This window comes from Streptomyces sp. f51 (assembly GCF_037940415.1).
Taxonomy (GTDB): Bacteria; Actinomycetota; Actinomycetes; order Streptomycetales; family Streptomycetaceae; genus Streptomyces.
Genome location: NZ_CP149798.1, coordinates 834,766 through 859,349, shown reverse-complemented (window position 1 = coordinate 859,349; position 24,584 = coordinate 834,766). Strand labels below are relative to the sequence as shown.

The following is a 24,584-nucleotide window of genomic DNA, read 5'->3' as shown; positions in this document are numbered from 1 at the left end:
AGGGAGATGGGGCACGCGCGATCACGGGGATGCGGTGATCGCGGGCGCTGAGGCAACCCTAACCTCCGTGGCCGGCCGTCGTGTCGGGGGCCCGGGAACGCGGCGGCTACGGGGCGACGGGTCCTGTCACCGTCCAGCCCGGGGCCTGCGGGTGGGGCGTCACCGACGCGTGCTCGACCCGCTCGCCGCATTCCCGGCAGACGACCTGGGGGACCAGCTCGTGGCCGCAGGTGTGCTCCAGCACCATGGGCCGGAAACCGTCCTCCTGGAGGTGGCGATCCCCCCAGGACATCAGCATCAGCAGGACGGACTCGAGCTCGAGGCCCGCCCGTGTCGGCCGGTACTCGTAGCGTTTGGGGCGGTCGCTGTACTCCGCCTTCTCCAGCAGCCCGGCCTCGACGAGCCGCTTGAGCCTGGTCGTCAGGACGTCGCGGGGGGCGCCGGTGTTGCGTGCCAGCTGGTCGAAGCGGGTGGCGCCGAGCGACACCTCGCGCAGGACGAGCAGGGAGTACTTCTCGCCGACGAGGGCGAGCGTCGCTGCGATCGAGCAGGGGCGGGGGTCCTTCATGCCGCCAGTCTACGAAGGTGGGTTGGATGTTCCAACTCACTAGGTTACTCTTGGGTCACTTAGTGGGTTTGGAAATCCAACTCACTCACGGATCTGAGAGGCATGCCATGCGTGACGCCGTGATCGTCGAAGCCGTACGCACGCCCGTGGGCAAGGGAAAGCCGAACGGCTCGCTCGCCCACGTCCACCCCGTGGAACTCCTGGCCCACACCCTGCGCGCGCTCGTCGAACGCTCCGGGATCGACCCGGCGCTCGTCGACGACGTCATCGGCGGCACCGTCGACCAGGTCGGCGAGCAGGCCATGAACACCACCCGGTACGCCCTGCTCTCGGCCGGATTCCCCGAGACGGTCCCCGCGACCACCGTGGACCGCCAGTGCGGCTCCTCGCAGCAGGCGGTGCACTTCGCCGCCCAGGGCGTCATGTCGGGGGCGTACGACATGGTCGTGGCCTGTGGCGTGGAGTCGATGAGCCGGGTGCCGATGTGGTCCAACGTGCCGGCGGGCGCGGACCCCTTCGGCCCCGGAGTCGCCGAGCGCTATCCCGAAGGTCTGGTGCCGCAGGGCGTCAGCGCCGAGCTCATCGCGGCCAAGTGGGGCATCACCCGCGAGCGGATGGACGCCTTCGCGGTCGACTCGCACCGCAAGGCGGCACAGGCGTGGGACGGCGGTCTCTTCGACGCCGAGGTCGCGCCCCTCCAGGGGCTCACCCGGGACGAGAGCGTCCGCCCCGGCAGCACCCCGGAGATACTCGCCGGACTGAAGCCCGCGTACTACGACCCGGGATTCGCCGAGCGCTTCCCGCAGATCGACTGGTCCGTCACCGCCGGGAACGCGAGTCCGGTCAACGACGGCGCCTCCGCCGTGCTCATCACGTCCGCCGAGACCGCCGCCCGTCTCGGCCTGCGGCCGCTCGCACGGCTGCACAGCTTCGCCGTCACCGGTTCCGATCCGCTGCTGATGCTCACCGGCGTCATCCCGGCCACCGAGAAGGTGCTGCGCAGGGCCGGCCTCGGCCTCGGCGACATCGACCTCTTCGAGGTGAACGAGGCCTTCGCCGCCGTCGTTCTGGCCTGGCAGCAGGAGACGGGAGCCGACCTGTCCAAGGTCAACGTGCACGGCGGAGCCATCGCGATCGGCCATCCGCTCGGCGCGAGCGGCACCCGCCTCACCACGACCCTCGTGCACGCGATGCGCGCCCGGGGCGCCCGCTACGCACTCCAGACGATGTGCGAGGCGGGGGGACTGGCGAACGCGATGATCCTGGAGGCCGTGCGTCCGTAACGGGCGCGGCCGTTCCCTCGTACCGGTGCCCTGCGGGTGTCAGTGGCCGCGCAGGTGGTGGCGCTTGCGCCAGGCCACCACCGTGCCGACCAGCGCGGGGACGGTGATCAGGGCCATCGCGATCAGGAAGGCCGGGGAGGTCGGCGACGAGGCCCGGGCGCCGGCGACGGCGTACGCGGCGGTGTTCGGGATCGAGCCGAGCGCCGTCGCGGCCAGGAAGGGAAGCCAGCCCATACGGGAGACGGCGGCACAGTAGTTCGCGGCCCAGAACGGCACCCCGGGAAACAGCCGGGCCACCATCATGGAACGGAAGCCGTGCCGGCTGAGCTGACCGTCCGCCGCCTTCAGCCAGCGGGCCCGCAGCAGCGGCCGCAGCGCGTCCTGCCCGAGGATCCGGCCGAGCCCGAAGGCGACGCCCGCGCCGAGCACCGTGCCCACCAGCGCCGTTCCCAGACCCAGCTGCGATCCGAACACGGCGCCGGCCGCCAGGTTGAGCAGCGGCCGGGGCACGAAGGCGACCGTGCACAGTCCGTACGCCACGGCGAACGCGACGGCCGCCGCGGCGCCGCCGAGCTGCGGCGGCCAGCCGTCGGCGAGCAGCCGCTGCGGGTCGAAGAGGAGCACGCTCGACGCGGCCGCCGCGAGCAGGACGACCAGCAGACAGAGCCGCGACCACGGCGAGAGCAGTGCTCTCAGCAGGCGCCCGGAGAGGTCGGTGCGTTCGGCGGCGCGGACCGCGGGTGCGGCGACGGAGATCTCCGGGCCGGCGACCTGGTCGGCGGCGACGGCGAGTTCCGTGACGGCGGCCGGGGGAGCGGCCGTGGCGGTGCCCCCAGAGCGGAGGGTGGCATCGAGCATCCGGCGACATTAGCCGACGCGTGTGTGTGATCGCCGTATGGTTCGTCTCATGGGCGTCACAGGTTCCGGTACGTCGGGTGCGCGGTTCGAGGTGCCGGACAGCGTTCTCGCGGACACCCTCCTGGACCGGCTCACGACCGTCTATCCGGCGGCCGCCGACCCCGAGCGGGCCGCTTCGATGCGCGCGTACATGAAGGACGTCGCCCCCTTCCTCGGGCTGACCACCCCCGAGCGCCGGGCCCTGTCCCGCACCGTGCTCCGGGACACCGCGCGGCCCGCCGAACGGGACTGCACCGCGCTCGCGCTGCGCTGCTGGCGGCTGCCGGAGCGCGAGTACCAGTACTTCGCCGTCGACTATCTGCGCCGCCACGTGTCACGCCTGTCGTCGGGCTTCCTGCCGGTGGCCCGTCACCTCGTGTCCACCGTCCCCTGGTGGGACACCGTCGACCTGCTCGCCGCGCACGTGGTGGGAGGTCTCGTGGCCGCGGATCCGCGCCTGCGCGCCGACATGGACGCCTGGATCGAGGACGACGACCTGTGGGTCGCCCGCACCGCCCTGCTCCATCAGCTCCGGTACAAGGAGGCCACCGACACCGGGCGCCTCTTCGCGTACTGCGTCCGGCAGTCCGGCCATCCCGACTTCTTCGTCCGCAAGGCCATCGGATGGTGTCTGCGCGAATACGCCAAGACCGACCCGGGCGCCGTACGGGACTTCGTGACCGCGGAGCGGGCGAGGCTCGCGCCGCTGTCCGTGCGCGAGGCGCTCAAGAACATCGGTCCCTGAGGCGCGGGCGCCACCCGGGACGAACCCCACGGACCCCGCGGCACCACCCGGACCCCACCGGTCCCCGGGGCACCGAAAATCGTTCGACGCGGCCGGAACCGTCGGAGATGATCTCCTCATGTTCCGGTACGCCTTCCTCCTCGCAGCATCCGCGGTCGCGGATGCGCCGAAGGCTGCCGTCCAGATCATCGCGGCAGCCGTCGACGGCGCCCGAAGCTGACCCTTCCCGGATCGTCCGGCGGACCCCGCAGGGGGAGGGTCGGTCACTCCAGGGGGTCCCCGTCCCGGCCGCGCCGGGACCATCACTCGGCTCCGCCGACATCGAAGAGGCTTCGAGGAACCGCCATGCCCAAGACGGCTTACGTGCGCACCAAACCGCACCTGAACATCGGCACCATGGGTCACGTCGACCACGGCAAGACCACCCTGACCGCCGCCATCACCAAGGTCCTCGCCGAGCGCGGCTCCGGCACGTTCGTCCCGTTCGACCGGATCGACCGGGCGCCCGAGGAGGCCGCGCGCGGCATCACCATCAACATCGCGCACGTCGAGTACGAGACCGACACCCGGCACTACGCGCACGTGGACATGCCGGGCCACGCCGACTACGTCAAGAACATGGTCACCGGCGCGGCCCAGCTCGACGGGGCCATCCTCGTCGTGTCCGCGCTGGACGGGATCATGCCGCAGACCGCCGAACACGTGCTGCTCGCGCGGCAGGTGGGCGTCGACCACATCGTCGTCGCCCTCAACAAGGCCGACGCGGGGGACGAGGAGCTCACGGACCTGGTCGAGCTGGAGGTCCGCGAACTGCTCTCCGCGCAGGGCTACGGGGGCGACTCGGTGCCCGTCGTACGGGTGTCCGGCCTCAAGGCCCTTGAGGGGGACCCCCGTTGGACAGCCTCGATCGACGCGCTGCTCGACGCCGTGGACACCTATGTGCCGATGCCCGAGCGCTATCTCGACGCGCCGTTCCTGATGCCCGTCGAGAACGTGCTCACCATCACCGGACGCGGAACGGTCGTCACCGGTGCCGTGGAGCGCGGCACGGTCCACGTCGGAGACCGGGTCGAGGTGCTCGGCGCCGGCGTCGACACCGTGGTCACCGGCCTGGAGACCTTCGGCAAGCCCATGCAGGAGGCGCAGGCAGGCGACAACGTGGCGCTGCTGCTGCGCGGAGTGCCCCGCGACGCGGTCCGCCGCGGGCACGTCGTCTCCGCGCCCGGCAGCGTCGTGCCCAGCAGTCGCTTCACGGCGCGGGTCTACGTCCTGTCGACGCGCGAGGGCGGCCGTACGACAGCGGTCGCCACCGGGTACCGGCCGCAGTTCTACATCCGCACCGCCGACGTGGTCGGCGACGTCGACCTCGGCGAGCTGCCCGTCGCCCGGCCCGGCGACACCGTCGACATGACGGTCGAGCTCGGCCGCGAGGTGCCGCTGGAGCCCGGTCTCGGCTTCGCGATCCGCGAAGGAGGCCGCACGGTCGGCGCCGGGACGGTGACCTCGGTCGGCTGACGCCCGGCCGAAGGACGGTGACGCGGGGCCCACCCCTGACGGGGCGGGCCCCGTTCGCGTCCCGCGAGTGCCGCACAATGGACCCGTGGACGAGCCGATACCCGTGACGCGGGCCGTGGATCACGGGACCGCCAAGCTGATGCCCGACGTCGACCGCGAGCGGGCGTGGCTGCTGACCGTGGACGGCGCGCCCCAGTCGTACGTCGACCTGGACGAACCGACGCACCTGGAGTTCGAGTACACCCGGCGGCTCGGGCACGTGCTGGACACGGTGGCGGAACCGGGGCGCGCCCTGGACGTGCTGCACCTCGGCGGCGGGGCGCTCACCCTGCCCCGCTACGTCGCGGCCACCCGGCCCGGTTCGCGCCAGGACGTGGTCGAGGCGGACAAGGGCCTGCTGGACATGATCGTCGAGTGTCTGCCGGTGCCCGAGGGCACCGGCATCGAGCTGCACCGGGCCGACGCCCGCGCGTGGACCGAGGCCGCCGACCCCGCCTCCGTCGACATCCTGATCGCGGACGTCTTCGGCGGCTCGCGCGTGCCGGCGCATCTGACCTCCACCGCCTACGCGAGCGCCGCCGAGCGCGTGCTGCGCCCCGGCGGTGTCTACCTCGCCAACCTCGCGGACGCGGCGCCCTTCGCCTTCCTCCGCTCCCAACTCGCCACGTTCTCGACGGTGTTCGAGGAGATCGCGCTGATCGCCGAACCCGGCGTGCTGCGCGGCCGGCGCTTCGGAAACGCCGTGCTCGTGGCCTCCCACCACCCGCTCGACACGGCGGTCCTGGCCCGCCGTACCGCCGCCGACACCTTCCCGGCACGGGTCGAACACGGCGCCGCGCTGCGGGACTTCATCGGCTCGGCCGCTGCGGTGCGCGACGAGGACGCCGTCATGTCGCCCGAGCCGCCCGGCGGGTCCTTCGGCATCGGCTGACACGCCAGGAACGCCGCTGTCCCGCACCCGGTGAACTCCGGGGCGGGACAGCGGCGTCGGGGCCCGTTACTTGGTGAGGGGCGCCAGCTGCGGGTCGTTGGCGTACGCCTCGGCCGCGTTCTCCTTGGTCACGATGACCGGCGGGAGGAGGTACGACGGGACGACCTTGGAGCCGTTGTTGTACGACTTGGTGTCGTTGATCTGCGGCTTGTCGCCCTTCTGGAGGGACTGGACCATCTTGATGGTCTCCGCGACGAGCTTGCGGGTGTCCTTGTTGATGGTCGAGTACTGCTCACCGGCCATGATCGACTTCACCGACTCGACCTCGGAGTCCTGGCCGGTGACGACCGGGACCGGCTTGCCGGCGCCCTTGACCGAGGTGATGATCGCGCGGGCGAGCGTGTCGTTCGGCGACAGGACGCCGTCGAGCTTCTTCTTGCCGTTGTACGTCGAGGTCAGCAGGCCGTCCATGCGGGACTGGGCGTTCTCCGCCTTCCAGCCCTGGATCGCGGTCTGCTTGATGGCCGTCTGGCCCGACCCGACAACGATGTCGCCCTTGTCGATGAGGGGCTTCAGCACGCTCATCGCGCCGTCGAAGAACACCTTGGAGTTGTTGTCGTCCGGGGAGCCGGAGAACAGCTCGATCGTCCAGGGGCCCTTCGGCTTCTTGGCCTTCATGCCGTTGATCAGGGCCTGGCCCTGGAGCTGGCCGACCTTGTAGTTGTCGAACGCGATGTAGTAGTCGACGTCCTTGGTGTTGGTGATGAGACGGTCGTAGGCGATGACCTTGGCACCCGCCTGCTTGGCCGCGGCCACCTGGGTGGACAGCTGCGAGGCGTCGGTCGCGCCGATCACGATGACCTTGGCACCCTTGGTGACCATGGAGGAGATCTGCGCCTGCTGGTCGGCGACCGTCGTCGAGGCTCCCGCGTACTGCACGTCGGCCTTGAAACCGGCGCTCTTGAGGCCGTTGGTGAACAGGTCGCCCGCGAGCACCCAGTTCTCCGAGGTCTTCGCGGGAAGCGCTACGCCGACGAGGGAGTTCTTCGCGAATCCCTTGGCGTCACCGCCGCCGGAGGTGGAGCCCTCACGGTTGTTGGAGCACGCCGTGCCCAGGCCGAGCAGTGCGACGGCGCCGACGGCGGCGATCCCTCTGATGATGCCTCTGCGCATGGTGGGGTGAGCCTTTCTTACGGTGGTACGGGGTGAGTGGGACGCCGTGCAGGACGGCGTGCTGGGTGACGACTCGGCGCTCAGCTCGTGACCTCTGCCTTGTCGGAATGGGCGGACTGCCCGGACGGTTGGGCCGGGATCGTCGGCTCGTCGCGCTGGAAGGGGCGTGTCAGAGTCCCGATGATCGAGAAGCGCCCCTGCTTCTTGCTGTAGACGTCGAAGGCGACGGCGAGCAGCAGGACCAGGCCCTTGATGATCTGGACCATGTCCGAGCCGACGCCCTCCAGTTGGAGGCCGTTGTTGAGCAGGGCCATGACGAGACCACCGACGATGGAGCCGCTGATGGTTCCGAGGCCGCCCGAGACCGCCGCACCGCCGATGAACACGGCCGCGATGGCGTCGAGTTCCCAGCTCAGTCCGTCCTGGGGGCCGGAGGCCGCGGAGCGCGCCACGAAGATCATGCCCGCCAGCGCGGCGAGGACGGACATGTTCATCATGACGAAGAAGTTGACCTGCTTGAGCTTCACACCGGACAGCTCGGCCGCGCGGGAGTTGCCGCCGACGGCGTAGATGTGCCGGCCGCCGATGGTGTTGCGCGTGTAGTACGAGTAGGCGAGCACCAGGACGATGAGGATGATGCCGGAGATGGGCACGCTGGTCCCGATCCGGCCGCCGGCGAAGCGCAGCGTCGCGAAGATGATCACGGTCAGCATGACGGCCAGCCGTACCCCGGCCACCCACAGCGGAGGGGCGTCGGCGTTCATCTCGCGCCGGGTCTTGCGCGCGCTCCACTCCCGCCACGCCACGCCGAGGCAGGCGGCGAGGCCCAGCAGCAGGGTCAGGTTGTTGTAACCGGTGTCGGGGCCGACCTCCGGGAGGAATCCGGCACCGATGTCGCGGAAGCCCGTCGGCACCGGCACGGTGTCGGCGTTGCCGATGTACTGGTTGCCGCCCCGGAACAGCAGCATCCCGGCCAGGGTGACGATGAACGCCGGCACCCCCACGTAGGCGACCCAGAAGCCCTGCCAGGCGCCGATCGCCGCGCCCACCAGGAGGCCCAGCACGATGCCCAGGGGCCACGGGAGCGAGTACTCCTGCATCACCTTGGCGACCACGATGCCGGTGAACGCGGCGACCGAACCGACCGAGAGGTCGATGTGGCCGGCGACGATCACCATCAGCATGCCGATCGCGAGGATCAGGATGTAGGAGTACTGGCTGACCACGGCGATCAGGTTGCCGGAGGTCAGGGTCAGCCCTCCGGTCCAGATCTGGAACAGCACGACGATCGCCACGAGCGTGGAGATCATGCCGAACTGGCGGGCGTTGGAAGTGGTACCTCCGAAGAGGTTCTTCTGAAGTTCTGTGATGCGGCTCATGTGGTCGCTGTCTTCGTGAGAGAGGTCATCTTCTTCATCAGGAGTTCCGGGTTCGCTTCCTGCCGGGTCACCTCACCGGTGATGGCGCCTTCGAACACCGTGTAGATGCGGTCGCACAGTCCGATGAGCTCGGGCAGCTCCGAGGAGATGACGATGACGCCCTTGCCCTGGCTCACGAGCCGCTGGATGATCCCGTAGATCTCGTACTTGGCGCCCACGTCGATGCCGCGGGTCGGCTCGTCGAGGATCAGCAGGTCGGGATCGGTGAACATCCACTTCGCGAGGACCACCTTCTGCTGGTTGCCGCCCGAGAGCTTCACCACGCCCTCGTCGACACTCGGCGTCTTGATCCGCAGGCTCTGGCGGTACTCCTCGGCGACACGGTGCTCGCGCACCGGATCGACGACCCGGCGCCGGGCGATCTTCGACAGCTTGGCGGCCACCATCGAGGTCTTGATGTCGTCCAGCAGATTGAGGCCGATGGACTTGCGGTCCTCGCTGACATAGGCGAGTCCGTGCTTGATGGCGTCCGCCACCGACTTCAGCCGGATCTCGCTGCCGTCCTTGAAGACCCGGCCGGAGAGGTAGTGGCCGTAGGAGCGGCCGAACAGGCTCATGGCCAGTTCGGTGCGCCCGGCTCCCATGAGTCCGGCGAAGCCGACGATCTCGCCGCGCCGGACGGTGAAGGCCGAGCCCTTGCACACGAGCCGGTCCTCCGCGCTCGGGTGCCGCACCGTCCAGTCGCTGACCTCGAAGAACACTTCGCCGATGGCGGGAGTGTGGTCGGGGAAGCGGCTGTTGAGCTCCCGGCCGACCATGCCCCGTACGATGCGGTCCTCGTTGACCCCGTCGGCCTTGACGTCGAGGCTCTCGATGGTCCGGCCGTCGCGCAGGATCGTGATGGTGTCGGCGACCGCCTCGATCTCGTTGAGCTTGTGCGAGATCATGATCGAGGTGATCCCCCGCTCCCGGAAGCCGCGCAGCAGATCCAGCAGATGCTGCGAGTCGGCCTCGTTCAGGGCGGCGGTCGGCTCGTCGAGGATGAGCAGCTTCACGTCCTTGGCGAACGCCTTGGCTATCTCGACGAGTTGCTGCTTGCCGACACCGATGTCCTTGATCAGCGTGTCCGGGTCCTCCCGGAGTCCGACCTGCTCCATCAGTTCGACGGCCCGCCGCTGCGCGGTCTTCCAGTCGATCGCACCGCGTCTGCGCGGCTCGTTGCCGAGGAACAGGTTCTCGGTGATCGACATGCCCGGGACCAGCGCCAGTTCCTGATGGATGATCACGATGCCGGCCTGCTCGCTGGCCCGGATGTCGTGGAACTGGACGCTCTCGCCGCGGTAGACGATGTCGCCCGTGTAACTGCCGTGCGGGTGCACCCCGCTCAGCACCTTCATGAGCGTGGACTTGCCGGCGCCGTTCTCGCCGCAGATCGCGTGGATCTCGCCCTCGTTCACCACCAGGCTGACGTCCTCCAGGGCCTTCACGCCCGGGAACGTCTTGGTGATCGATCGCATCTCCAGCAGGACCGGTGTGCCACTCATGAGCGGAACCCCGCGCTGCGGAGGCCGCGCCGGTCGCCCGAGTCCGAGCGGTGCGGGACGCGAATTCTCTTGGACATCAACTTGCCTCCGATGGCACTGCCTGGTGCCTCCAGCTCCTGCGTGTTTCGTCTGCGGGACCGGACTTTAAATCCATTTGTTTTACTAAGTCAACGCCCCGGCGGCGGTATTGTCAGTGAGCTGGCACAAGAGAGGACGATTCGTGCGGCAAGCAGGAACAAATCTTCCCAAGGTCGGGCGATACAACCGGGCGGTGGTCCTCGACCAGATCCAACTCACGGACGGCATCAGCCGGGTCGAGATCGCTCAGCGGACCGGCCTCACCCCCCAGACGGTCTCCGGCATCGTGCGCCGGCTGCTGGACGAGGGGATCGTTCGCGAGGACGGAGCCAGCCGGGTCGCCAGCGGAGGCAAGCCCCGAACCACCCTGCGGATCAACGCCGACGCCGGCAGTGCCGTGGGGCTCGTCCTCGACCCGGTCGAACTCACCTGCGCCGTCGTCGACCTGCTGGGCCGGCCGCTGGTCGTCATCCGGCGGCCCACCCCGCCCGGCACCGATCCGTCCCACGTCGTGTCCGCCATGGCCGACCTGGTCGCCGAGGTGCTGGACGAGGCGAAGGTGCCGCGTGAGAAGGTGCTGGGACTCGGTCTCGCGACGCCGGGACCGATCGACCAGGAACTCGGGGTGATCGTCGCTCCGCCGCAGCTCGCGCACTGGACCCGGGTGCCCTTGCAGAGCATGCTCAGCGACGCCACCGGGCTGCCGGTGACCCTGGACAACGACGCCACCGCCGCCGCCATCGGCGAACGCTGGTCCGGGGTCGGCAAGGGCGTCGCCAACTTCGCCTACCTGTACCTCGGCACGGGCATCGGCGGAGGTCTGATCCTCAATCACCAGGTGTACAGGGGTGGCTCGTTCAACGCCGGCGAGTTCGGTCACTCCTCGGTGCTGCCCGACGGACCGGAGTGCTACTGCGGCAACCGGGGCTGCCTGGAGGGACTCGTCAACCCGTCCGCGATCGTCTCCGCGACACACCGTCGGCTCGCCGCGGACCCGGGCGGCGACAGTGCCCTCGCGTCCTTGTTCGCGAGGGATCCGGGCTCCGTCGACCATGCCGCGATCCGGCTCGCGGCAGGAGCCGGTGACCCCGTCGCGGCGGCCGTCATCGACGAGGCCGCGGAACACGTCGGCTCGCTCGCGGTCAGCATCGCCAACTTCATCGACGTGGATCTCATCATCCTGGGCGGTCACGGCCTCCAGCACATCGAGGCGCGGTACGTCGACATCGTCGCCTCGGCGCTGGCCGCGAGACCCCTGGCCCGGCACATCCGTACGGTGCAGGTCGCCGCGTCCCCGCTCGGCGCGGACGCCGCCGTGATCGGCAGCGCCGCGCTGGTGCTGCACGCGACGTACTCGCCGCAGTTGTCCTCACTGCTGTCGGACTGAGCCGCAGGGGCCGACGGGGCCGCAGGGGCCGACCCGGCCGACCCGGCCGACGGGGCCCGACGGGGCCGACTGAGCCGATGAGGCCCGACGGGGCCGACTGAGCGGACGGGGGCGGCTGTTCTGACTGAGCCGACCGGGCCGGCGGCTCCGAGTGAGCCAGCCGGGCTGGCTGTTCCGGCTGAGCTGACAGGTCGGCTGTTCCGAGTGAGTCGACCAGGCTGGCTGTTCCGGCTGAGCGGACGGGGCGGCTTTTCTGACTGAGTCGACCGGGCTGGCCGCTCCGAGTGAGCCAGCCGGGCTGGCTGTTCCGGCGGAGCCGACCGGGCCGGCTGTTCCGGCTGAGCCGGCCGTCCGACCGACTGTGACGGCGCTCCGCCAGGCGCCGTCGCTTTGCCCCGGCCCGATCAGCCCGGCCCGATTCAGCCCGTGCCGGCACAGCCCGGCCCGATTCAGCCTGCGCTAGCAAAGCCAGCGCCGATTCAGCCCGCCCCGGCACAGCCCGCCCCGATTCAGCCCGCCCTGGCACAGCCCGCCCCGATCCAGCCCGCGTCGGCACGGCAGCCCGCACCGGCAAAGCCCGTCGTGGCCCAGCACGTCCCGGTCAGGGGCCCGTTCCGTCAGCCGAGGCGGCCGGTGGATTCCTCCGTACCGACGGGGGCGCGTCCGGCGTCGGACGCCGTCGCGGGCGTGCCCTGTGCCACCGCCCGGGACCGCCGCGTCAGATTCCGTACGTCCGGAACGCACAGCACCGCCGCCGTGACCACGACGACGAGCGTGGCACAGCCCCACAGCGCGGGCGTGCGGCCGAAGGCCTGCTCCACGGGACCCGCCAGCGCCGTGGCCAGCGGAACCATCGCGATCGACCCGAACCAGTCGTACGCGGACACCCGCGAGAGCTTGTCCTCGGGTATCTCCTGGTGCAGCGCGGTCATCCACGACACGCCGAACACCTCGATCGCCAGACCGCTGACGAACATCACGGCGTACAGCGGTCCGACGGACAGGGGGATCGCGAGCGCGGCCGCGGGTGCCGCGAGCGGGAAGACGCACAGGGTGCCGGCGAACAGCAGACGGCGGGGCTTCCAGCGGGTCATGAGCAGTGCGCCGCCCACGGTCCCGGCGCCGAAGGCACCGAGCGCCAGACCCCAGGGGCCCGGCCCGCCCAGACTGTCCCGGGCGACCAGAGGACCGTAGACCGCGTCGGCGGCCCCGACGACCGCGACCACCACGGAGAACTGCGCGACGATCGTCCACAGCCAGGGCCGTCCGACGAATTCGTGCCAGCCGTCGCGCAGATCGGCGAGCAGACCGCCGCCGGGCTCGCGCGGGGGTATGTGGCTGACGTCGAGGAAGGCACGCAGCGCGCCGGCGACCGCGAAGGCCACCGCGTCCACGGCGAGCACCCAGCCCGGTCCGATCACGGCCACCAGCGCACCGCCCAGGGCCGCGCCGCCCACGCCGGCGCCCTGCATCGCCATCCGGAACATCGCGAACGCGCGGCTCGCCTGCTCGCCGCGGACGGAGGACATCAGCATGCCCTCGGCGGCCGGGTTGAAGAAGGCCTGCCCGGTGCCGCCGAGCGCGGACAGCAGCATCATGTGCCACAGCCGTGCCTCGCCGGAGAGGACCAGGACGGCGAACGCCGCCTGCGACACGCAGTTGAGGGCGTTGGCCGCGACCATCACCCGATGCCGTGGCAGCCGGTCCGCGACCGCTCCGCCGATCAGCAGGAACAGCACCAGGGGCAAGGTGCGCGCCGCGGCCACGAGGCCGACGTCGCCTCCGTCGCCGCCCGCGCCGAGCACCGCGAACGCCGAGGCGATCAGCGCGCCCTGGCTGCCCAGGTTGGTGACGACCGCGGCGGCGGTCAGGAGGGTGTAGTTCCGGCCCGCCCATGAGGGGCGGCGGGAGGGTCGGGCGAGGTCGGCGGCTGAGGTCACCGGGAGACTATGGCCGCCCGGTGCCCGACTTGCCAAACCCGAGGTCAAAGACCCTTCCGGGCGCTCGGCCCGCCCGGCTCACGCACCGGCACGCCGGCCCGGCGGGAGGCGTGCTGTCGCGGACGGCAGGGCCGGAAGCGCACGCTCCGCCCCGTAGCCGGCCGGCCTCCCGCGGCCGCCCCGGGATGAGACCCCGGTGCGGCCCGGAACCGCGTGCTCCGGCTGAGGCTCAGGAACCTGTCGGGTCGCCGTGCAGCCGTACGGTGCTGAGGATCTTCTTCACCGTCGCGTCCGGGATCTCCTCCGAGACGCCCTTGGCGGCGTAGAGCGTCCAGGACACGAAGTCGCCCGCCGAGTTCTTGAAGGCGAAGGTGGTCGCCTTGCCGTCGGAGTCGCACTTGCCCTTCTTGACGACGCCCTTGGAGTACGTCGTCGCGACGCTGCCCTCGATGCCGGACGCGGTGGTGAACGCCTCGGGCTTGCCGATCTTCAGCAGCTTCTTCGAAGCGTCCTTCTGGTCGGTGTAGCCGCCGAAGACCCACCACGCGGAGTCATTGCGTGCCACGTCCTGGGTGTTCTTGGCCCCGCTCTGGCCCTTGGTGCCCGCGGCGGCGAGCGCGGTGTCCTCGGTGCGGCCGTCCTTGTTCGCGTCGGAGGTGCACCACTTCTCCTTGAGGAACGCGGGCGCGGACATGCCGATGAGCGCGGAGCCGTCGCCCTTCTTGTCGTCCTCGAAACCTATGAAGGTGCCGGGCGTGCTGACACTCCAGTCCGGCGGCACGTCGAAGGCGGTGCCCCACTTCGGGTTCACCACGACCTTCCAGCCGGCGATCGTCGCCTTCTCGTCGTCGCCACCGCGCGGGTTGGCATCACTCGCGCTCGCGCTCGCCGACGTGGAGGCCGACGCCTTGGGAGACTTGGACGGGTCGCCGCCGGCCTTGTCGTCGTTCTTGCCCTTGCCGCCCAGGACGAGGAATCCCGTGACCCCGGCGGCGATCACGACGACCAGGGCCGCGACGATCGCGGTGATCTTCGTCTTGTTGCCGCCTCCACCGCCGCTGCCACCGTTGCCGCCGGGAGCCTGGGGCATGCCGAGGGGATCCGACGGCGCTCCCCACTGCGGCTGCCCCGGCTGCTGTCCGTACGGGCCCGGCTGCTGCGGGTACCCCGGCTGCTGGTATCCGGGCTGCTGATACGGATTCGGCTGCTGGTACCCCGGCTGCTGGTACGGGTTCTGGTCCTGCGGGTTCTGCTCGCCCCCGGGCGGCTGCTGTCCTGGCCACATGGCTGGTAACGATAGAGGGGCCTGTGACCCCGGTGCCACGGCGGTCCCCGAAACGACGGTGTCATCGGGCCACTTGTCCCATTGGTCCCGGCCGCGCACAGGCCTGACGTCTCGTCAGACCGCTTCGCCGGGCGGACTCCTGGCGCCGGACGCCCCGTTTCAGGATCCCGTCGGGTCGCCGTGCAGCCGTACGGTGCTCAGGATCCTCAGGACGGTCGCGTCGGGTATCTCGTCCTTCACACCAGTGGCCCCGTAGAGGTTCCACGCCACGAAGTCGCCTGCGGAGTTCTTGAATCCGAACGTGACCGCCTTGCCGTCGCTCGCGCACTTCCCCTTCTGGGGCGTGTTCCTCGACCGGGCCCAGGCGACGCTTCCGGTGATGCCCGAACGCGTGGTGTAGGGCCGGGACTTCTTGTCGAAGGTCAGGCTCTTCTTGTCCGGCTGCGTGTAGCCGCCGTACACCCACCAGGCGACCTGGTTCACGGCGACCTCGTCGGTGCTCCTCGCCCCGCTCGCGCCCTTGGTGCCCGCGACGCCGAGCGCGGTGTCCTCCGTACGGCCGTCCTTGTCCTCGTCGGAGCTGCACCACTTGGACTTGAAGTAGGCGGGCGCCGACATCATGATCAACGGCTTGTCGCCGGCCTTCGCGTCGTGCCGCTCGAACCCGGTCGACGTGCCGGGCGATGCCACCTCCCAGTCCGCGGGCACGTCGAAGGCCGTGCCCCACTTGGGATTGACGACGACCTTCCAGCCGGGAACGGTCGGCCGCTCACCGGCCCCTCCGCGCGCGTCACCGTCGGAGGGCGAGGAGCTCGGGCTCTTGGGAGCGCTCGCGGAGGCGTTCGGGCCCGTTCCCTTGTCGCCGCCGTCCGCACGGTCGTTCCTGTCGCCTCCGAGCAGCAGGGCACCGGTCACCCCGGCGGCCACGACCACGGCGGTGGCCGCCACGACGGCGATCACCTTCGTCCGGTTCCCGTTGTCCCGCGGCGGCTCGGGCGCGCCCGCGGGGGAGGCCGCGCCCCATTGGTGCTGCCCCGGCGCCGGTCCGTACGGGCCGGGCTGTCCCGGCTGCGGGGGCGGGGTCTGCTGGTATCCGGGCTGCCGATAGGGGTTCGGCTGCTGGTACCCCGGCTGCTGGTACGGGTTCTGCCCCTGCGGGATCTGTCCCGGCGGGTTCTGCTCGCCTCCGGGCGGCTGCTCTCCTGGCCACATGGGCAGTCACGTTAGGGGCGCTTGTGAAACGTTTCTGTCACCGCGTTTCGTCAGGCCTGTACCGGAGTGTGTCTCCGTATTCGGCGACGATGTCTTCCGGTGCCCTTCTGGGGGCTTCCGGTGCCTTTTGGTGCGGATGCCGGAGGGACAGGTCTGGCCAAATTTTCCTACCCGTGGGTAACATCGCGGTATGAGCGCAGACCAGATGACCATCGGCGAGATGCTCGCCGCGACCGTGCCGATGGCGCGGACCCTGAATCTCGAGTTCGTGGAGACCACTCCGGAGAAGGCCGTCGTGGCGCTCCCGGACCAGGGCGACTTCCACAACCACGTCGGCGGACCGCACGCCGGAGCCATGTTCACGCTGGGGGAGTCGGCGAGCGGGGCCATCGTGCTCGCCGCCTTCGGGGACCAGCTCTCCCGCGCGGTGCCGCTCGCGGTCAGCGCCGAGATCGCGTACAAGAAGCTCGCGATGGGTCCCGTCACGGCCACCGCCACCCTCGGGCGCCCCGCCGCCGACGTCGTCGCGGAGCTGGACGCCGGGCAGCGCCCCGAGTTTCCCGTCACCATCGCCATCCAGCGCGGTGACGGCGCGGTGACCGGCGAGATGACGGTCATCTGGACCCTCCGCCCGAACGGCTGACGTTCCGACCTGTGGGACCCCGGCTCCCTTGAGGTTCGTGACGAGCCTCAGGGGGCGGCCGGGGAGATCCTTCGCGGACCGTCCGCCGATGGGTGTCCCGCCTGGCGGGGACGGAGTGGTCCTGTGCCGTCCGGCGACGGCGGGCGCGGCCTGACGGGGAGTGGCGCGGCCCGACGGGGACCGGCCCGACGCCTGCCGGATCCGAGGCGAAGCCGCCCCGCATGAGCGCCGCCCGCGCGAGCACCTCCGGCATGAGCGCCGCCGTTACGAGCGCCGCCGGTGCGGCGCCGCCCGGGCGCCCCGCGGCCGTCACCGTCGTTGTCAGTGGCCGCCGTTACGCTGATCCCATCAAGCGTTCAACGACTACCAGTCGGGGATGCTGCTGACGCCCCACCCGACGTGGAACCCCGGGTGGGGCGTGCTGCTGTCCGGACCTGCCGTGGATCACGCGTCCGACCCCGGGACCAAGCGGTGGCAGGGGGCAACGGGTGTGTCCCCAGCGAGTGTTGTTGTCTCCGTGCCACGGACCGTCGAAGGCCGTACGACGATTCCTCGCTCCGGGCGTGTCCCCGGACGATGCCCCACGTTGAAGCATGGGTAAGGACAAGTCCGCCTCACGGGGCGGGCTGCCGACGAACGCCCCGACGACCGGCCAGGGTGAACCCCGAAGCGCCGGCCCGTCCGTTCGCCGGGCACTCCGGTCATCGACGTGAGAAAAGGGCGCCGTGAGTGGGACGTTGCTCGACCTCGCCCGGGACTACGAGGGCGAAGCATCCGGTCTGCCGGTGTGGAAGCGCGACCGGCGGGCGCTCCTGAGATCGGCGCGGCTGTTCCGGCGCATGGTCGGCAACCGCGAGGCGGCCGACCCCGGCCGCATCACCATCACCTGGACGATGTTCATCGACATCCCCCAGCGCTGGTGCCTCCGGCACGGTTACCGGGCCGTCCCGGGACCCGACGGATACGTCATCCGGCGCGGCGACGAGACGCCGATCCTGGCGGGGCCGGGAGACACGCTCCTGTGGGACGGAGAACGGATCATCCTGGAACGGAAGCGGTGACATTCCCGCCGCCGGGCACCCGGACGCTCACCGTCTGGGTGACCCGTGTGCAGAGCCGGTGCCGCTCGTCCTCGATGTCGCACTCCACGACCGCCGTGTCACGCCCCACCCGCAGTACCCGGGCCTTCGCGTACGCGGTGCCCTCGCGCACGGGTCGCAGGAAGTGCGTGGTGGAGGTGGTGGTGGCGGGAACGGCGCCCACGGGACCGTTCAGCGCCGCGCACACCGCCGAGGCGACATCGGCGAGGCCCATGAGCGCGCCCCCGTGCAGTCCCCCTCCCGCGGTGGACAGTTCGGGCACGAAGTCGAGTTCGGCGTCCACGCCCTCCGCGGACAGGGCGGTGAAGCGCACCCCCAGGGTCCTGGCGTAGGGGGCCAGCGCGTAGATGTCGTCGGCGGTGACGGTCACATCGGGCTCCTTGTGGGAGAGAGGGGACGAACGGTGGTGATCCTTTCTATCAACTCCCTTGTGAAATAGGCATGTTCTGGTCCCGGGCTGACGGTGGCGCGGTGATCGTGCGGCGAACACCATGCCTCGTTCAGCTCGCTGCCACCGTCCTGTCATGGCCGGTCACCACCCTGCCTCCTGACCTCGATTCCATTCACCTGGAGGGCAGATGGGCACGGCAGGACAGCGGAACGGTCCGGACAGACGGGCGTTGCTGCGCGCCGCGGTCGCGGTACCCGCGGCCGGCGCGGCGACCGCGGCCTTCGAGACGGGTCCGGCGCATGCCGCGACCACCGGCCATGGGGGCCGGTTCGACACCGAGAGCCCGCGCTTCGCGCTGGCCGTGCTCCCCGACACGCAGTACCTCTTCGACGCCGACAGCGCGGACCCGGCGCCGCTGCGGGAGACCTTCCGGTATCTCGTGGCGGAGCGCGCCGAGGCGAACATCGCCTTCATGACGCACCTCGGTGATGTCACCGAACACGGCACCCGGGACGAGATCTCGCGCGCCGCCGACACCTTCCGCACCCTGCACGGCAAGGTCCCGTACAGCGTCCTGGCCGGGAACCACGACATCCCGTCGTCCACCGACGACCAGCGCGGAGACAGCGCCTACCTCGCCGCGTTCGGCCCCGAGCGCTACGCCTCCATGCCCACCTTCCGCGGCGCCTCTCCCGACGGCTACAACAGCTGCCACGTACTGCGCGCCGCCGGCCGGGAGTGGCTGGTGCTCGCCCTGGACTGGCGGGTGTCGGACAAGGGGCTGCGCTGGGCCCAGGGTGTCCTGGACGCCCACCCGACCCTTCCCGCCGTCCTCACCACACACGACATCGCCTGGTCCGACGACGACGGCAAGGCCCGGCTGTCCGACAACGGCGAACGCCTGTGGAACGGGCTCGTGCGCGGCAACGACCAGATCTTCCTCGCCCTCGGCGGACACTACTGGCCACCGGGGCGCACGGTCCTGACCAACGACCACGACAACGATGTCCACGTCCACATCACCAACTACCAGGACCGCTACTACGGGGGTGCCGGAATGATCCGCACCTACTCCTTCGACCTGGCACGGGGCGTCATCGACGTCGAGACGTTCGCGCCGTGGTTCCTCGCCCGGGACCCCGAGAAGCGGACTCCCCTGGAGGCCGAGACGATCGAACTGACCGGTCCCGTCGACCGGTTCGGCCTGCGGATCGACTTCGACGAGCGCTTCGCGGGTTTCGCGCCCGTCGTCCCGCCGAAGCCGCGACCCGCCTCGGCCGTGATGCCGCGCGGCACCGTCGCCTACTGGCGCTTCGACGGCTCCGGCACGAGCCCGGGCGCTCCGGTCACGGACGGCACGGTCGTCCGCGATCTCACGGGCAACGGGAACGACCTCACCGCGAGCCGGCTCCACGCGAGCGGCCCCGACGTCCTGACCTGGTCGGCGGACCACCATCCGGGCCAGCCCGCCCACGCCAGCCTCCACTTCGACGGCGGAAAGGGTCCGGACCGCGGCGCCGTCCTCTCGACGAGCGCCCAAGCCGCGCTCAACAGCGCGAAGTTCACCCGGGGCTACACCATCGAGACCTTCATCAGGCTGCCCGATCCCTTCGAGGGCGACCACGCCTGGATGGGCGTCCTGAGCTGGGAGGGACGCAACGGCGACGCCGGGAAGACGACCGGCTGGTCCCCGCTGGAGCCCACGTGCAGCCTCAACCTGTCGCCGGAGCGCTTCCTCCAGTTCGTCGTCTACCCGGCGCGGCAGGACGCCGACCCGACGTTGTGGAGCCACGCCCTGCCGGTGGGCCGCTGGACCCATGTCGCCGTCGTCAACGACGGCCGCCGTACCGTCCTGTACGTGGACGGCTCGAAGATCGCCCGCAACCCCACGCAGCCGTCCACCGGGATCGCGACGCTCGGCAAGCCCTTCGTCATCGGCGCCACCCAGTTCGACGAGAGCTTCGGACAGGGCTTCTACGGCTGGATCGGCGACACCCGCATCGTCGACCACGCCCTGCCGGTGAAGGACTTCCTCGCGCCGTTCGCCCAGGGCCCGTCGGCCAGGCCGTAGACGCGGGGACCCCGGCCGGACGCCCGGGAAGCGGAGTCCGGCCGGGGGAGCGCACACCTGTTCCCTTCCGGCCCGCCATGCCCGACGCTGGCCTACGAACGAGGGGCGCCGCCGGGCAGGGCGGGCGGCGCGCCGGGGAGCGGGAACGAGGAGCGCGAGCGTGGGCGTACGCGGGCAGGGCACCGTACTGGTGACCGGTGGCAGCGGGTTCGTCGGGAGCCATCTGGTGCGGCGGCTGCTGGAGCGGGGCTACCGCGTCCACACCACCGTCCGAAGCACCGCGAACACGGCGAAGGTGGCACCGCTCCGGGAGATGGGCGACGCCTTCCCCGGCAGGCTCGAACTCTTCGAGGCGGATCTGCTGGCCGAAGGGTCCTTCGACGCGGCGATGAGCGGCTGCGCGGTGGTCTTCCACGTGGCGTCGCCGTTCCTGATGCCGGAGAAGATCAAGGACGGCCGCAAGGACATGGTCGACCCGGCGCTGCTCGGCACCCGCAACGTCCTGGCCGGGGTGGACCGGACACCGACGGTCGGGAAAGTCGTCCTCACCTCCACCGTCGGCGCGATCTTCGGTGACTACGTCGACGTCCGGGACATGGACGGCGGTGTCCTGTCCGAGAAGTACTTCAACACCACCAGCACGGTCGAGAACAACCCGTACCACTACGCGAAGACGCTCGCCGAGCGCGAGGCGTGGGCGGCGGAGGCGGCCCAGGACCGCTGGCGCCTGGTGTCCGTCAACCCCGGTCTGGTCCTCGGCCCGTCCCTCACCCCCGCGTCGCGGTCCGGCAGCCTGTTCCTGCTGGACGAGCTGTTCAAGGGCTACTTCTTCTACGGCGCTCCCGATTTCAGCTTCACCACGGCGGACGTCCGCGAGGTCGCGGACGCGCACATCGCGGCGGCCGAGCACGAGGGCGCCAAGGGCCGCTACATCGTCGCGGCCGAGACGATGACGTCCTTCCACGAGATGGCGCGCATCGTCCGCGGCCGGTATCCCCGTGCCCTCCGGCTGCCCCGCACCGCGCTTCCGCACTGGCCGGTCCGCGTCCTCGGCCCGGCGTTCGGACTGACCCAGGACTACATCCGCAAGCACCTCGGCATCCGGTTCCCCGTCGACAACGGCAGGAGCGTGCGGGAACTGGGGATCACCTACCGCCCGGTCGAGGAGACCCTGCTCGACCACTACGAGAGCTGGCGCCGGCGGGCGTGACGAGCCCCACGTCCCGGCCCCCGTTCACGGCGACCAGGTAGGCTTCCGGGCGAGCGCTCCGGGGAAGCGCACCTCGGTGATCATGCGAAACGCGGTCGGCCGGGTCACGTACACCGAAACGGGAGGAACCGGCGTTGCACGTCCAGGACTGGCTCGAGACGGTGCCCGCGGTCAGTATCTACGCGCTCGTGGCCCTGGTCATCGGCCTGGAGAGCCTGGGCATCCCGCTTCCCGGCGAGATCGTCCTGGTCTCGGCGGCGCTGCTCTCCTCGCAGCACGGCGGCATCAACCCCGTCGTCCTCGGCGCCTGCGCCAGCCTCGGGGCCATCGTCGGCGACTCCATCGGCTACGCCATCGGCCGCAAGGGCGGACGTCCGCTGCTCGCCTGGCTCGGCGCGAAGTTCCCACGGCACTTCGGCGAGGCCCATGTCGCCACGGCGGAGCGTTCCTTCCAGAAGTGGGGCATGTGGGCCGTCTTCTTCGGCCGCTTCATCGCCCTGCTGCGGATCTTCGCGGGACCGCTCGCCGGTGTGCTGCGGATGCCGTACTGGAAGTTCCTGATCGCCAACGTCCTCGGCGGCATCATCTGGGCCGGGGGCACCACCGCGGTCATCTACTACGTCGGTGTCGTCGCCGAGTCCTGGCTCAAGCGCTTCTCGTGGCTCGGTCTGGTCGCCGCGGTCCTCGTCGGTCTCGCCTCGATGCTCGTCGTCCGCCGCAAGGCCAGGAAGACGGCGGCCGAGCACGGCGCGGCGGAGGCGGAGCCCGTCCCCGCCGCCGAGTAGGGCCGCCGCCCGTACCGCGGCGTGGGCGGGGCTACTCGTGGATCCCGCGGTGCGCCTTCGCCAGCTCCACGTAGAAGACACCGTTCAGGGAGAGTCCCTCGCGCTCCTCGTCGGTCAGCGGCCGCTTGACCTTCGCGGGGACACCGGCGACGAGCGAGCCCGGCGGTACCACCATCCCCTGCGGCACCAGCGCCTGCGCGGCCACCAGCGAGCCGGCCCCGATCACGGCCCCGTTGAGCACCGTGGCGCCCATGCCGATCAGGCAGTCGTCCTCGACGGTGGCTCCGTGCACCACGGCGTTGTGGCCGATCGAGACCCGCTCCCCGACGGTGATGGGGAAACCGGGGTCCACATGCAGCGTGCAGTTGTCCTGCACATTGCTCCCGGCGCCGATGACGATCGGGCCGCAGTCGGCGCGCAGCACCGCGCCGTACCAGAGGCTCGCGCCCGCCTCCAGCGTGACGTCCCCGATGACCACGGAGGTGGGGGAGACGAACGCCTCCGGGTCCACCCGCGGTTCCTTGCCGCCGATCCCCTTGATCAGCGCCTGCTGCGTCGTCACCGTGTCACCGTCTCGCCGTCTCGTGGTCCGGTCCTGCCAGGTACACCGGCACCGTATGCCATCGTCCGCGCGTACCTCCGGTAGGGCGAAGATCACAGCCGTGTGACCGCGTCGGCGTGCCCCGCCCTGAGTACCGTGAACGCGTGTCCAGGAGCAAGAACACGTTCTCATCATGGCGGCGACGCCTCGCGCAGCGCGCCGTCCACGCGGGCTGGGCCTGGATGCGGCGCGCCGGAACGGTCTCGGCCGAGCGGCCGGGCCGCTTCCGCTTCGGGGCCATCGGCGAGAACACCAAGCTGGCCTTCCCGCTGGGCACGGTCTTCGGCGAACCCTGGATCCACCTCGGCTCGTACTGCATCGTCGCCGAGCAGGTCACGCTGACCGCCGGTCTGATGCCCGATCTCGACCTCGGTCCCGACCCGATCCTGCGCATCGGGGACGGTGTGGTGCTCGGCCGCGGCAGCCATGTCATCGCCGACACGACGGTCACGATCGGCAACGACTGCTACTTCGGGCCCTACGTGTACGTGACCTCCACGAACCACTCGTACGACGATCCGCACGAGCCCATCGGCAAGCAGTGGCCGCGGATGGAGCCCGTGGAGATCGGGCCCGGCTGCTGGATCGGGACCAACGCGGTGATCCTGCCCGGCGCGCGGATCGGACGGAACGTCGTGGTCGCGGCGGGCGCGGTCGTACGGGGGCGGGTGCCCGACCACTGCGTCGTCGCCGGGGCGCCCGCGAAGGTCGTCAGGCGCTGGGACCCGGTCGCCGGATGGCAGCCGCCGCTGCGTACACCGCCGCCCGTACCGATCCCCGACGGGGTGACCCCCGGGCAGCTCCAGGCGCTCGCGGAGCTGGACGAGGAGACCGTCGCGCGGCTCGCGGAGCTGGATCTCGACGCGCGGGACGCGGCCGGGGACGTGCACGCGACCTCCGGGGACGTCCGCGCCGAGTCCTGACTCCGGCAGCGCTCCCTCGCGCTCAGCCGGTCGCCAGCAGCACCGTGCCGACCAGCGCCAGTGCCGCCCCGGTGGCCTGGACGGCCCGCAGCCGTTCCCTGAGGACACCGCGCGCGGCCAGCGCCGTGACCACCGGGTAGAGCGAGGCGAGGACGGCGGCGACGGTGACCGGGCCGTGCTGGGCGGCCACCGAGTACGTGCCGTTGGCGGCGACGTCGGCGAGACCCACGAAGGCGAGCGCGGGCAGCGAGGCCCAGGGGAACCCGCCCTCGGGAAGGGCCCGCGCGCCGCGCCGGACGGAGAAGGCGAGGGCCGCGCCGCCGGTGACGACATTGGTCAGGCGTTGCACGAACAGGGCCAGGAACAGGCCGGTGACCGAGGAGGACGCCTCCGCGATCAGCGCGAACACCGTGCCGAAGCCGGCGGCCGCGATCAGGGTCAGCAGGATCGCCTGCCGCTGCACGGGCGCGCCCCGCAGCTGGGGACCGCCGGCGAGGGCGACACCCGCCACGGCGACCGCGATGCCCGCGATCTGCGTCAGTCCCGGGCGCTCCCCGAGGAAGAGGCCGACGCCGATGGGAACCGCCACGGCCAGCGAGCCGAGCGGCGAGACGACGCCCATCGGCCCGAGCGCGAGCGCCTTGTAGAAGGAGAGCAGCGCGACCGGGCCCACCAGGCCGGCGGCGACGGCGAACCACAGCTGCGGGCCCGCGGCGCTCCAGCCGCCGGTGGCCAGCACGATCGCGCCGAGGACCACCGCCGCGATCGACTGGGAGGCGACGACCACCGTGAGCGCGGGGGTGCGCCGGGTCAGCAGGCCTCCGCCGAAGTCGGCCAGGCCCCACAGGAGGCTGGTGGCCAGGGCGAAGAGTGCTGTCACGGGGGGCCTCGCAGTACAGTTCGTTGAACGATCGGGTGCACCA

The 24,584-nt window shown here is 70.9% G+C and carries 22 protein-coding genes; 11 read left to right on the top strand and 11 right to left on the bottom strand.

What is annotated here, in order from left to right:
* Window positions 1-106 precede the first annotated feature (106 nt).
* Window positions 107-568 carry a helix-turn-helix domain-containing protein gene (locus tag WJM95_RS03845; protein WP_339128042.1) on the bottom strand — a complete coding sequence of 154 codons (462 nt, stop codon included), beginning with the start codon at window positions 566-568 and terminating at the stop codon, window positions 107-109.
* 107 nt (window positions 569-675) lie between these two features.
* On the opposite strand from WJM95_RS03845, the gene WJM95_RS03840 reads away from it, so the two are divergent.
* The gene (locus WJM95_RS03840) at window positions 676-1,851 is read left to right on the top strand and encodes a thiolase family protein (protein WP_339128041.1); all 1,176 of its coding nucleotides are present in this window, start codon (window positions 676-678) and stop codon (window positions 1,849-1,851) included.
* Window positions 1,852-1,890: 39 nt separating this feature from the next.
* Here the strand turns inward: WJM95_RS03840 and WJM95_RS03835 are convergent, their stop codons facing one another.
* On the bottom strand, window positions 1,891-2,709 hold the full coding sequence (locus tag WJM95_RS03835) for a VTT domain-containing protein (RefSeq protein WP_339128040.1): 819 nt from the start codon (window positions 2,707-2,709) through the stop codon (window positions 1,891-1,893).
* Between the two features lie 49 nt (window positions 2,710-2,758).
* Between WJM95_RS03835 and WJM95_RS03830 the strand changes: the two genes are divergently transcribed.
* From WJM95_RS03830 to WJM95_RS03820, 3 genes are all read left to right on the top strand, one after another.
* Complete coding sequence (locus WJM95_RS03830; RefSeq protein ID WP_339128039.1) at window positions 2,759-3,493, top strand: DNA alkylation repair protein; 735 nt, start codon at window positions 2,759-2,761, stop codon at window positions 3,491-3,493.
* A gap of 345 nt (window positions 3,494-3,838) precedes the next feature.
* Complete coding sequence (tuf, locus tag WJM95_RS03825; protein ID WP_339128038.1) at window positions 3,839-5,008, top strand: elongation factor Tu; 1,170 nt, start codon at window positions 3,839-3,841, stop codon at window positions 5,006-5,008.
* An 85-nt stretch (window positions 5,009-5,093) separates the two neighbouring features.
* Window positions 5,094-5,939: a fused MFS/spermidine synthase gene (locus WJM95_RS03820; RefSeq protein WP_339128037.1), complete on the top strand. Its 846-nt coding sequence runs from the start codon at window positions 5,094-5,096 to the stop codon at window positions 5,937-5,939.
* A gap of 66 nt (window positions 5,940-6,005) precedes the next feature.
* On the opposite strand, the gene WJM95_RS03815 is transcribed toward WJM95_RS03820, so the two are convergent.
* The 3 genes from WJM95_RS03815 to mmsA form a co-directional block, all read right to left on the bottom strand.
* Window positions 6,006-7,112: a sugar-binding protein gene (locus WJM95_RS03815; RefSeq protein WP_339128036.1), complete on the bottom strand. Its 1,107-nt coding sequence runs from the start codon at window positions 7,110-7,112 to the stop codon at window positions 6,006-6,008.
* A gap of 80 nt (window positions 7,113-7,192) precedes the next feature.
* Complete coding sequence (gene mmsB, locus WJM95_RS03810; RefSeq protein ID WP_339128035.1) at window positions 7,193-8,491, bottom strand: multiple monosaccharide ABC transporter permease; 1,299 nt, start codon at window positions 8,489-8,491, stop codon at window positions 7,193-7,195.
* Complete coding sequence (mmsA, locus tag WJM95_RS03805) at window positions 8,488-10,035, bottom strand: multiple monosaccharide ABC transporter ATP-binding protein (protein ID WP_339128034.1); 1,548 nt, start codon at window positions 10,033-10,035, stop codon at window positions 8,488-8,490. The genes mmsB and mmsA overlap by 4 nt, the downstream gene beginning before the upstream one ends.
* Window positions 10,036-10,306: 271 nt before the next feature.
* On the opposite strand from mmsA, the gene WJM95_RS03800 reads away from it, so the two are divergent.
* Window positions 10,307-11,500: an ROK family transcriptional regulator gene (locus WJM95_RS03800; RefSeq protein ID WP_339128033.1), complete on the top strand. Its 1,194-nt coding sequence runs from the start codon at window positions 10,307-10,309 to the stop codon at window positions 11,498-11,500.
* Between the two features lie 617 nt (window positions 11,501-12,117).
* Here the strand turns inward: WJM95_RS03800 and WJM95_RS03795 are convergent.
* The 3 genes from WJM95_RS03795 to WJM95_RS03785 all read right to left on the bottom strand — a co-directional run bounded on the left by WJM95_RS03795 (window position 12,118) and on the right by WJM95_RS03785 (window position 15,937).
* Window positions 12,118-13,440 (bottom strand): MFS transporter, encoded by a 1,323-nt coding sequence (locus tag WJM95_RS03795; RefSeq protein ID WP_339128032.1) that lies wholly within the window; start codon window positions 13,438-13,440, stop codon window positions 12,118-12,120.
* A gap of 229 nt (window positions 13,441-13,669) precedes the next feature.
* The gene (locus WJM95_RS03790) at window positions 13,670-14,725 is read right to left on the bottom strand and encodes a hypothetical protein (protein WP_339128031.1); all 1,056 of its coding nucleotides are present in this window, start codon (window positions 14,723-14,725) and stop codon (window positions 13,670-13,672) included.
* Between the two features lie 159 nt (window positions 14,726-14,884).
* Complete coding sequence (locus tag WJM95_RS03785; protein ID WP_339128030.1) at window positions 14,885-15,937, bottom strand: hypothetical protein; 1,053 nt, start codon at window positions 15,935-15,937, stop codon at window positions 14,885-14,887.
* A gap of 205 nt (window positions 15,938-16,142) precedes the next feature.
* Here WJM95_RS03785 and WJM95_RS03780 point away from each other — a divergent pair, with 205 nt between their 5' ends.
* Both WJM95_RS03780 and WJM95_RS03775 read left to right on the top strand, forming a co-directional pair.
* Window positions 16,143-16,580 (top strand): DUF4442 domain-containing protein, encoded by a 438-nt coding sequence (locus WJM95_RS03780; protein WP_339135340.1) that lies wholly within the window; start codon window positions 16,143-16,145, stop codon window positions 16,578-16,580.
* 725 nt (window positions 16,581-17,305) lie between these two features.
* Entirely contained in the window at window positions 17,306-17,641 is a 336-nt protein-coding gene (locus tag WJM95_RS03775) for a hypothetical protein (protein WP_339128029.1), read from the top strand.
* On the opposite strand, the gene WJM95_RS03770 is transcribed toward WJM95_RS03775, so the two are convergent.
* Window positions 17,619-18,050 carry a PaaI family thioesterase gene (locus WJM95_RS03770; protein WP_339128028.1) on the bottom strand — a complete coding sequence of 144 codons (432 nt, stop codon included), beginning with the start codon at window positions 18,048-18,050 and terminating at the stop codon, window positions 17,619-17,621. The two genes, WJM95_RS03775 and WJM95_RS03770, sit on opposite strands and share 23 nt — an antisense overlap.
* A 208-nt stretch (window positions 18,051-18,258) precedes the next feature.
* Between WJM95_RS03770 and WJM95_RS03765 the strand changes: the two genes are divergently transcribed.
* The 3 genes from WJM95_RS03765 (at window position 18,259) to WJM95_RS03755 (ending at window position 22,137) form a co-directional block, all read left to right on the top strand.
* Window positions 18,259-20,142: a LamG-like jellyroll fold domain-containing protein gene (locus WJM95_RS03765; RefSeq protein WP_339128027.1), complete on the top strand. Its 1,884-nt coding sequence runs from the start codon at window positions 18,259-18,261 to the stop codon at window positions 20,140-20,142.
* 160 nt (window positions 20,143-20,302) lie between these two features.
* The gene (locus WJM95_RS03760) at window positions 20,303-21,352 is read left to right on the top strand and encodes an NAD-dependent epimerase/dehydratase family protein (protein ID WP_339128026.1); all 1,050 of its coding nucleotides are present in this window, start codon (window positions 20,303-20,305) and stop codon (window positions 21,350-21,352) included.
* A gap of 134 nt (window positions 21,353-21,486) precedes the next feature.
* Window positions 21,487-22,137: a DedA family protein gene (locus tag WJM95_RS03755; protein WP_339128025.1), complete on the top strand. Its 651-nt coding sequence runs from the start codon at window positions 21,487-21,489 to the stop codon at window positions 22,135-22,137.
* Window positions 22,138-22,168: 31 nt separating this feature from the next.
* Here the strand turns inward: WJM95_RS03755 and WJM95_RS03750 are convergent, their stop codons facing one another.
* Window positions 22,169-22,699 carry a gamma carbonic anhydrase family protein gene (locus WJM95_RS03750; protein WP_339128024.1) on the bottom strand — a complete coding sequence of 177 codons (531 nt, stop codon included), beginning with the start codon at window positions 22,697-22,699 and terminating at the stop codon, window positions 22,169-22,171.
* Window positions 22,700-22,842: 143 nt separating this feature from the next.
* Here WJM95_RS03750 and WJM95_RS03745 point away from each other — a divergent pair, with 143 nt between their 5' ends.
* Entirely contained in the window at window positions 22,843-23,661 is an 819-nt protein-coding gene (locus WJM95_RS03745) for an acyltransferase (protein WP_339128023.1), read from the top strand.
* A 22-nt stretch (window positions 23,662-23,683) separates the two neighbouring features.
* Here WJM95_RS03745 and WJM95_RS03740 read toward each other — a convergent pair whose 3' ends face one another.
* On the bottom strand, window positions 23,684-24,541 hold the full coding sequence (locus WJM95_RS03740; protein ID WP_339128022.1) for a DMT family transporter: 858 nt from the start codon (window positions 24,539-24,541) through the stop codon (window positions 23,684-23,686).
* Window positions 24,542-24,584: the final 43 nt, after the last annotated feature.

Excerpts from the sequence above, each read along its gene's own strand:
- WJM95_RS03835 (WP_339128040.1), bottom strand. The coding sequence starts at position 2,709 with ATGCTCGATGCCACCCTCCGCTCTGGGGGCACCGCCACGGCCGCTCCC.
- mmsA (WP_339128034.1), bottom strand. The coding sequence starts at position 10,035 with ATGAGTGGCACACCGGTCCTGCTGGAGATGCGATCGATCACCAAGACG.
- WJM95_RS03840 (WP_339128041.1), top strand. The coding sequence starts at position 676 with ATGCGTGACGCCGTGATCGTCGAAGCCGTACGCACGCCCGTGGGCAAG.
- WJM95_RS03815 (WP_339128036.1), bottom strand. The coding sequence starts at position 7,112 with ATGCGCAGAGGCATCATCAGAGGGATCGCCGCCGTCGGCGCCGTCGCA.
- WJM95_RS03790 (WP_339128031.1), bottom strand. The coding sequence starts at position 14,725 with ATGTGGCCAGGACAGCAGCCGCCCGGGGGCGAGCAGAACCCGCAGGAC.
- mmsB (WP_339128035.1), bottom strand. The coding sequence starts at position 8,491 with ATGAGCCGCATCACAGAACTTCAGAAGAACCTCTTCGGAGGTACCACT.
- WJM95_RS03765 (WP_339128027.1), top strand. The coding sequence starts at position 18,259 with ATGGGCACGGCAGGACAGCGGAACGGTCCGGACAGACGGGCGTTGCTG.
- WJM95_RS03830 (WP_339128039.1), top strand. The coding sequence starts at position 2,759 with ATGGGCGTCACAGGTTCCGGTACGTCGGGTGCGCGGTTCGAGGTGCCG.
- tuf (WP_339128038.1), top strand. The coding sequence starts at position 3,839 with ATGCCCAAGACGGCTTACGTGCGCACCAAACCGCACCTGAACATCGGC.
- WJM95_RS03785 (WP_339128030.1), bottom strand. The coding sequence starts at position 15,937 with ATGTGGCCAGGAGAGCAGCCGCCCGGAGGCGAGCAGAACCCGCCGGGA.
- WJM95_RS03780 (WP_339135340.1), top strand. The coding sequence starts at position 16,143 with ATGACCATCGGCGAGATGCTCGCCGCGACCGTGCCGATGGCGCGGACC.
- WJM95_RS03845 (WP_339128042.1), bottom strand. The coding sequence starts at position 568 with ATGAAGGACCCCCGCCCCTGCTCGATCGCAGCGACGCTCGCCCTCGTC.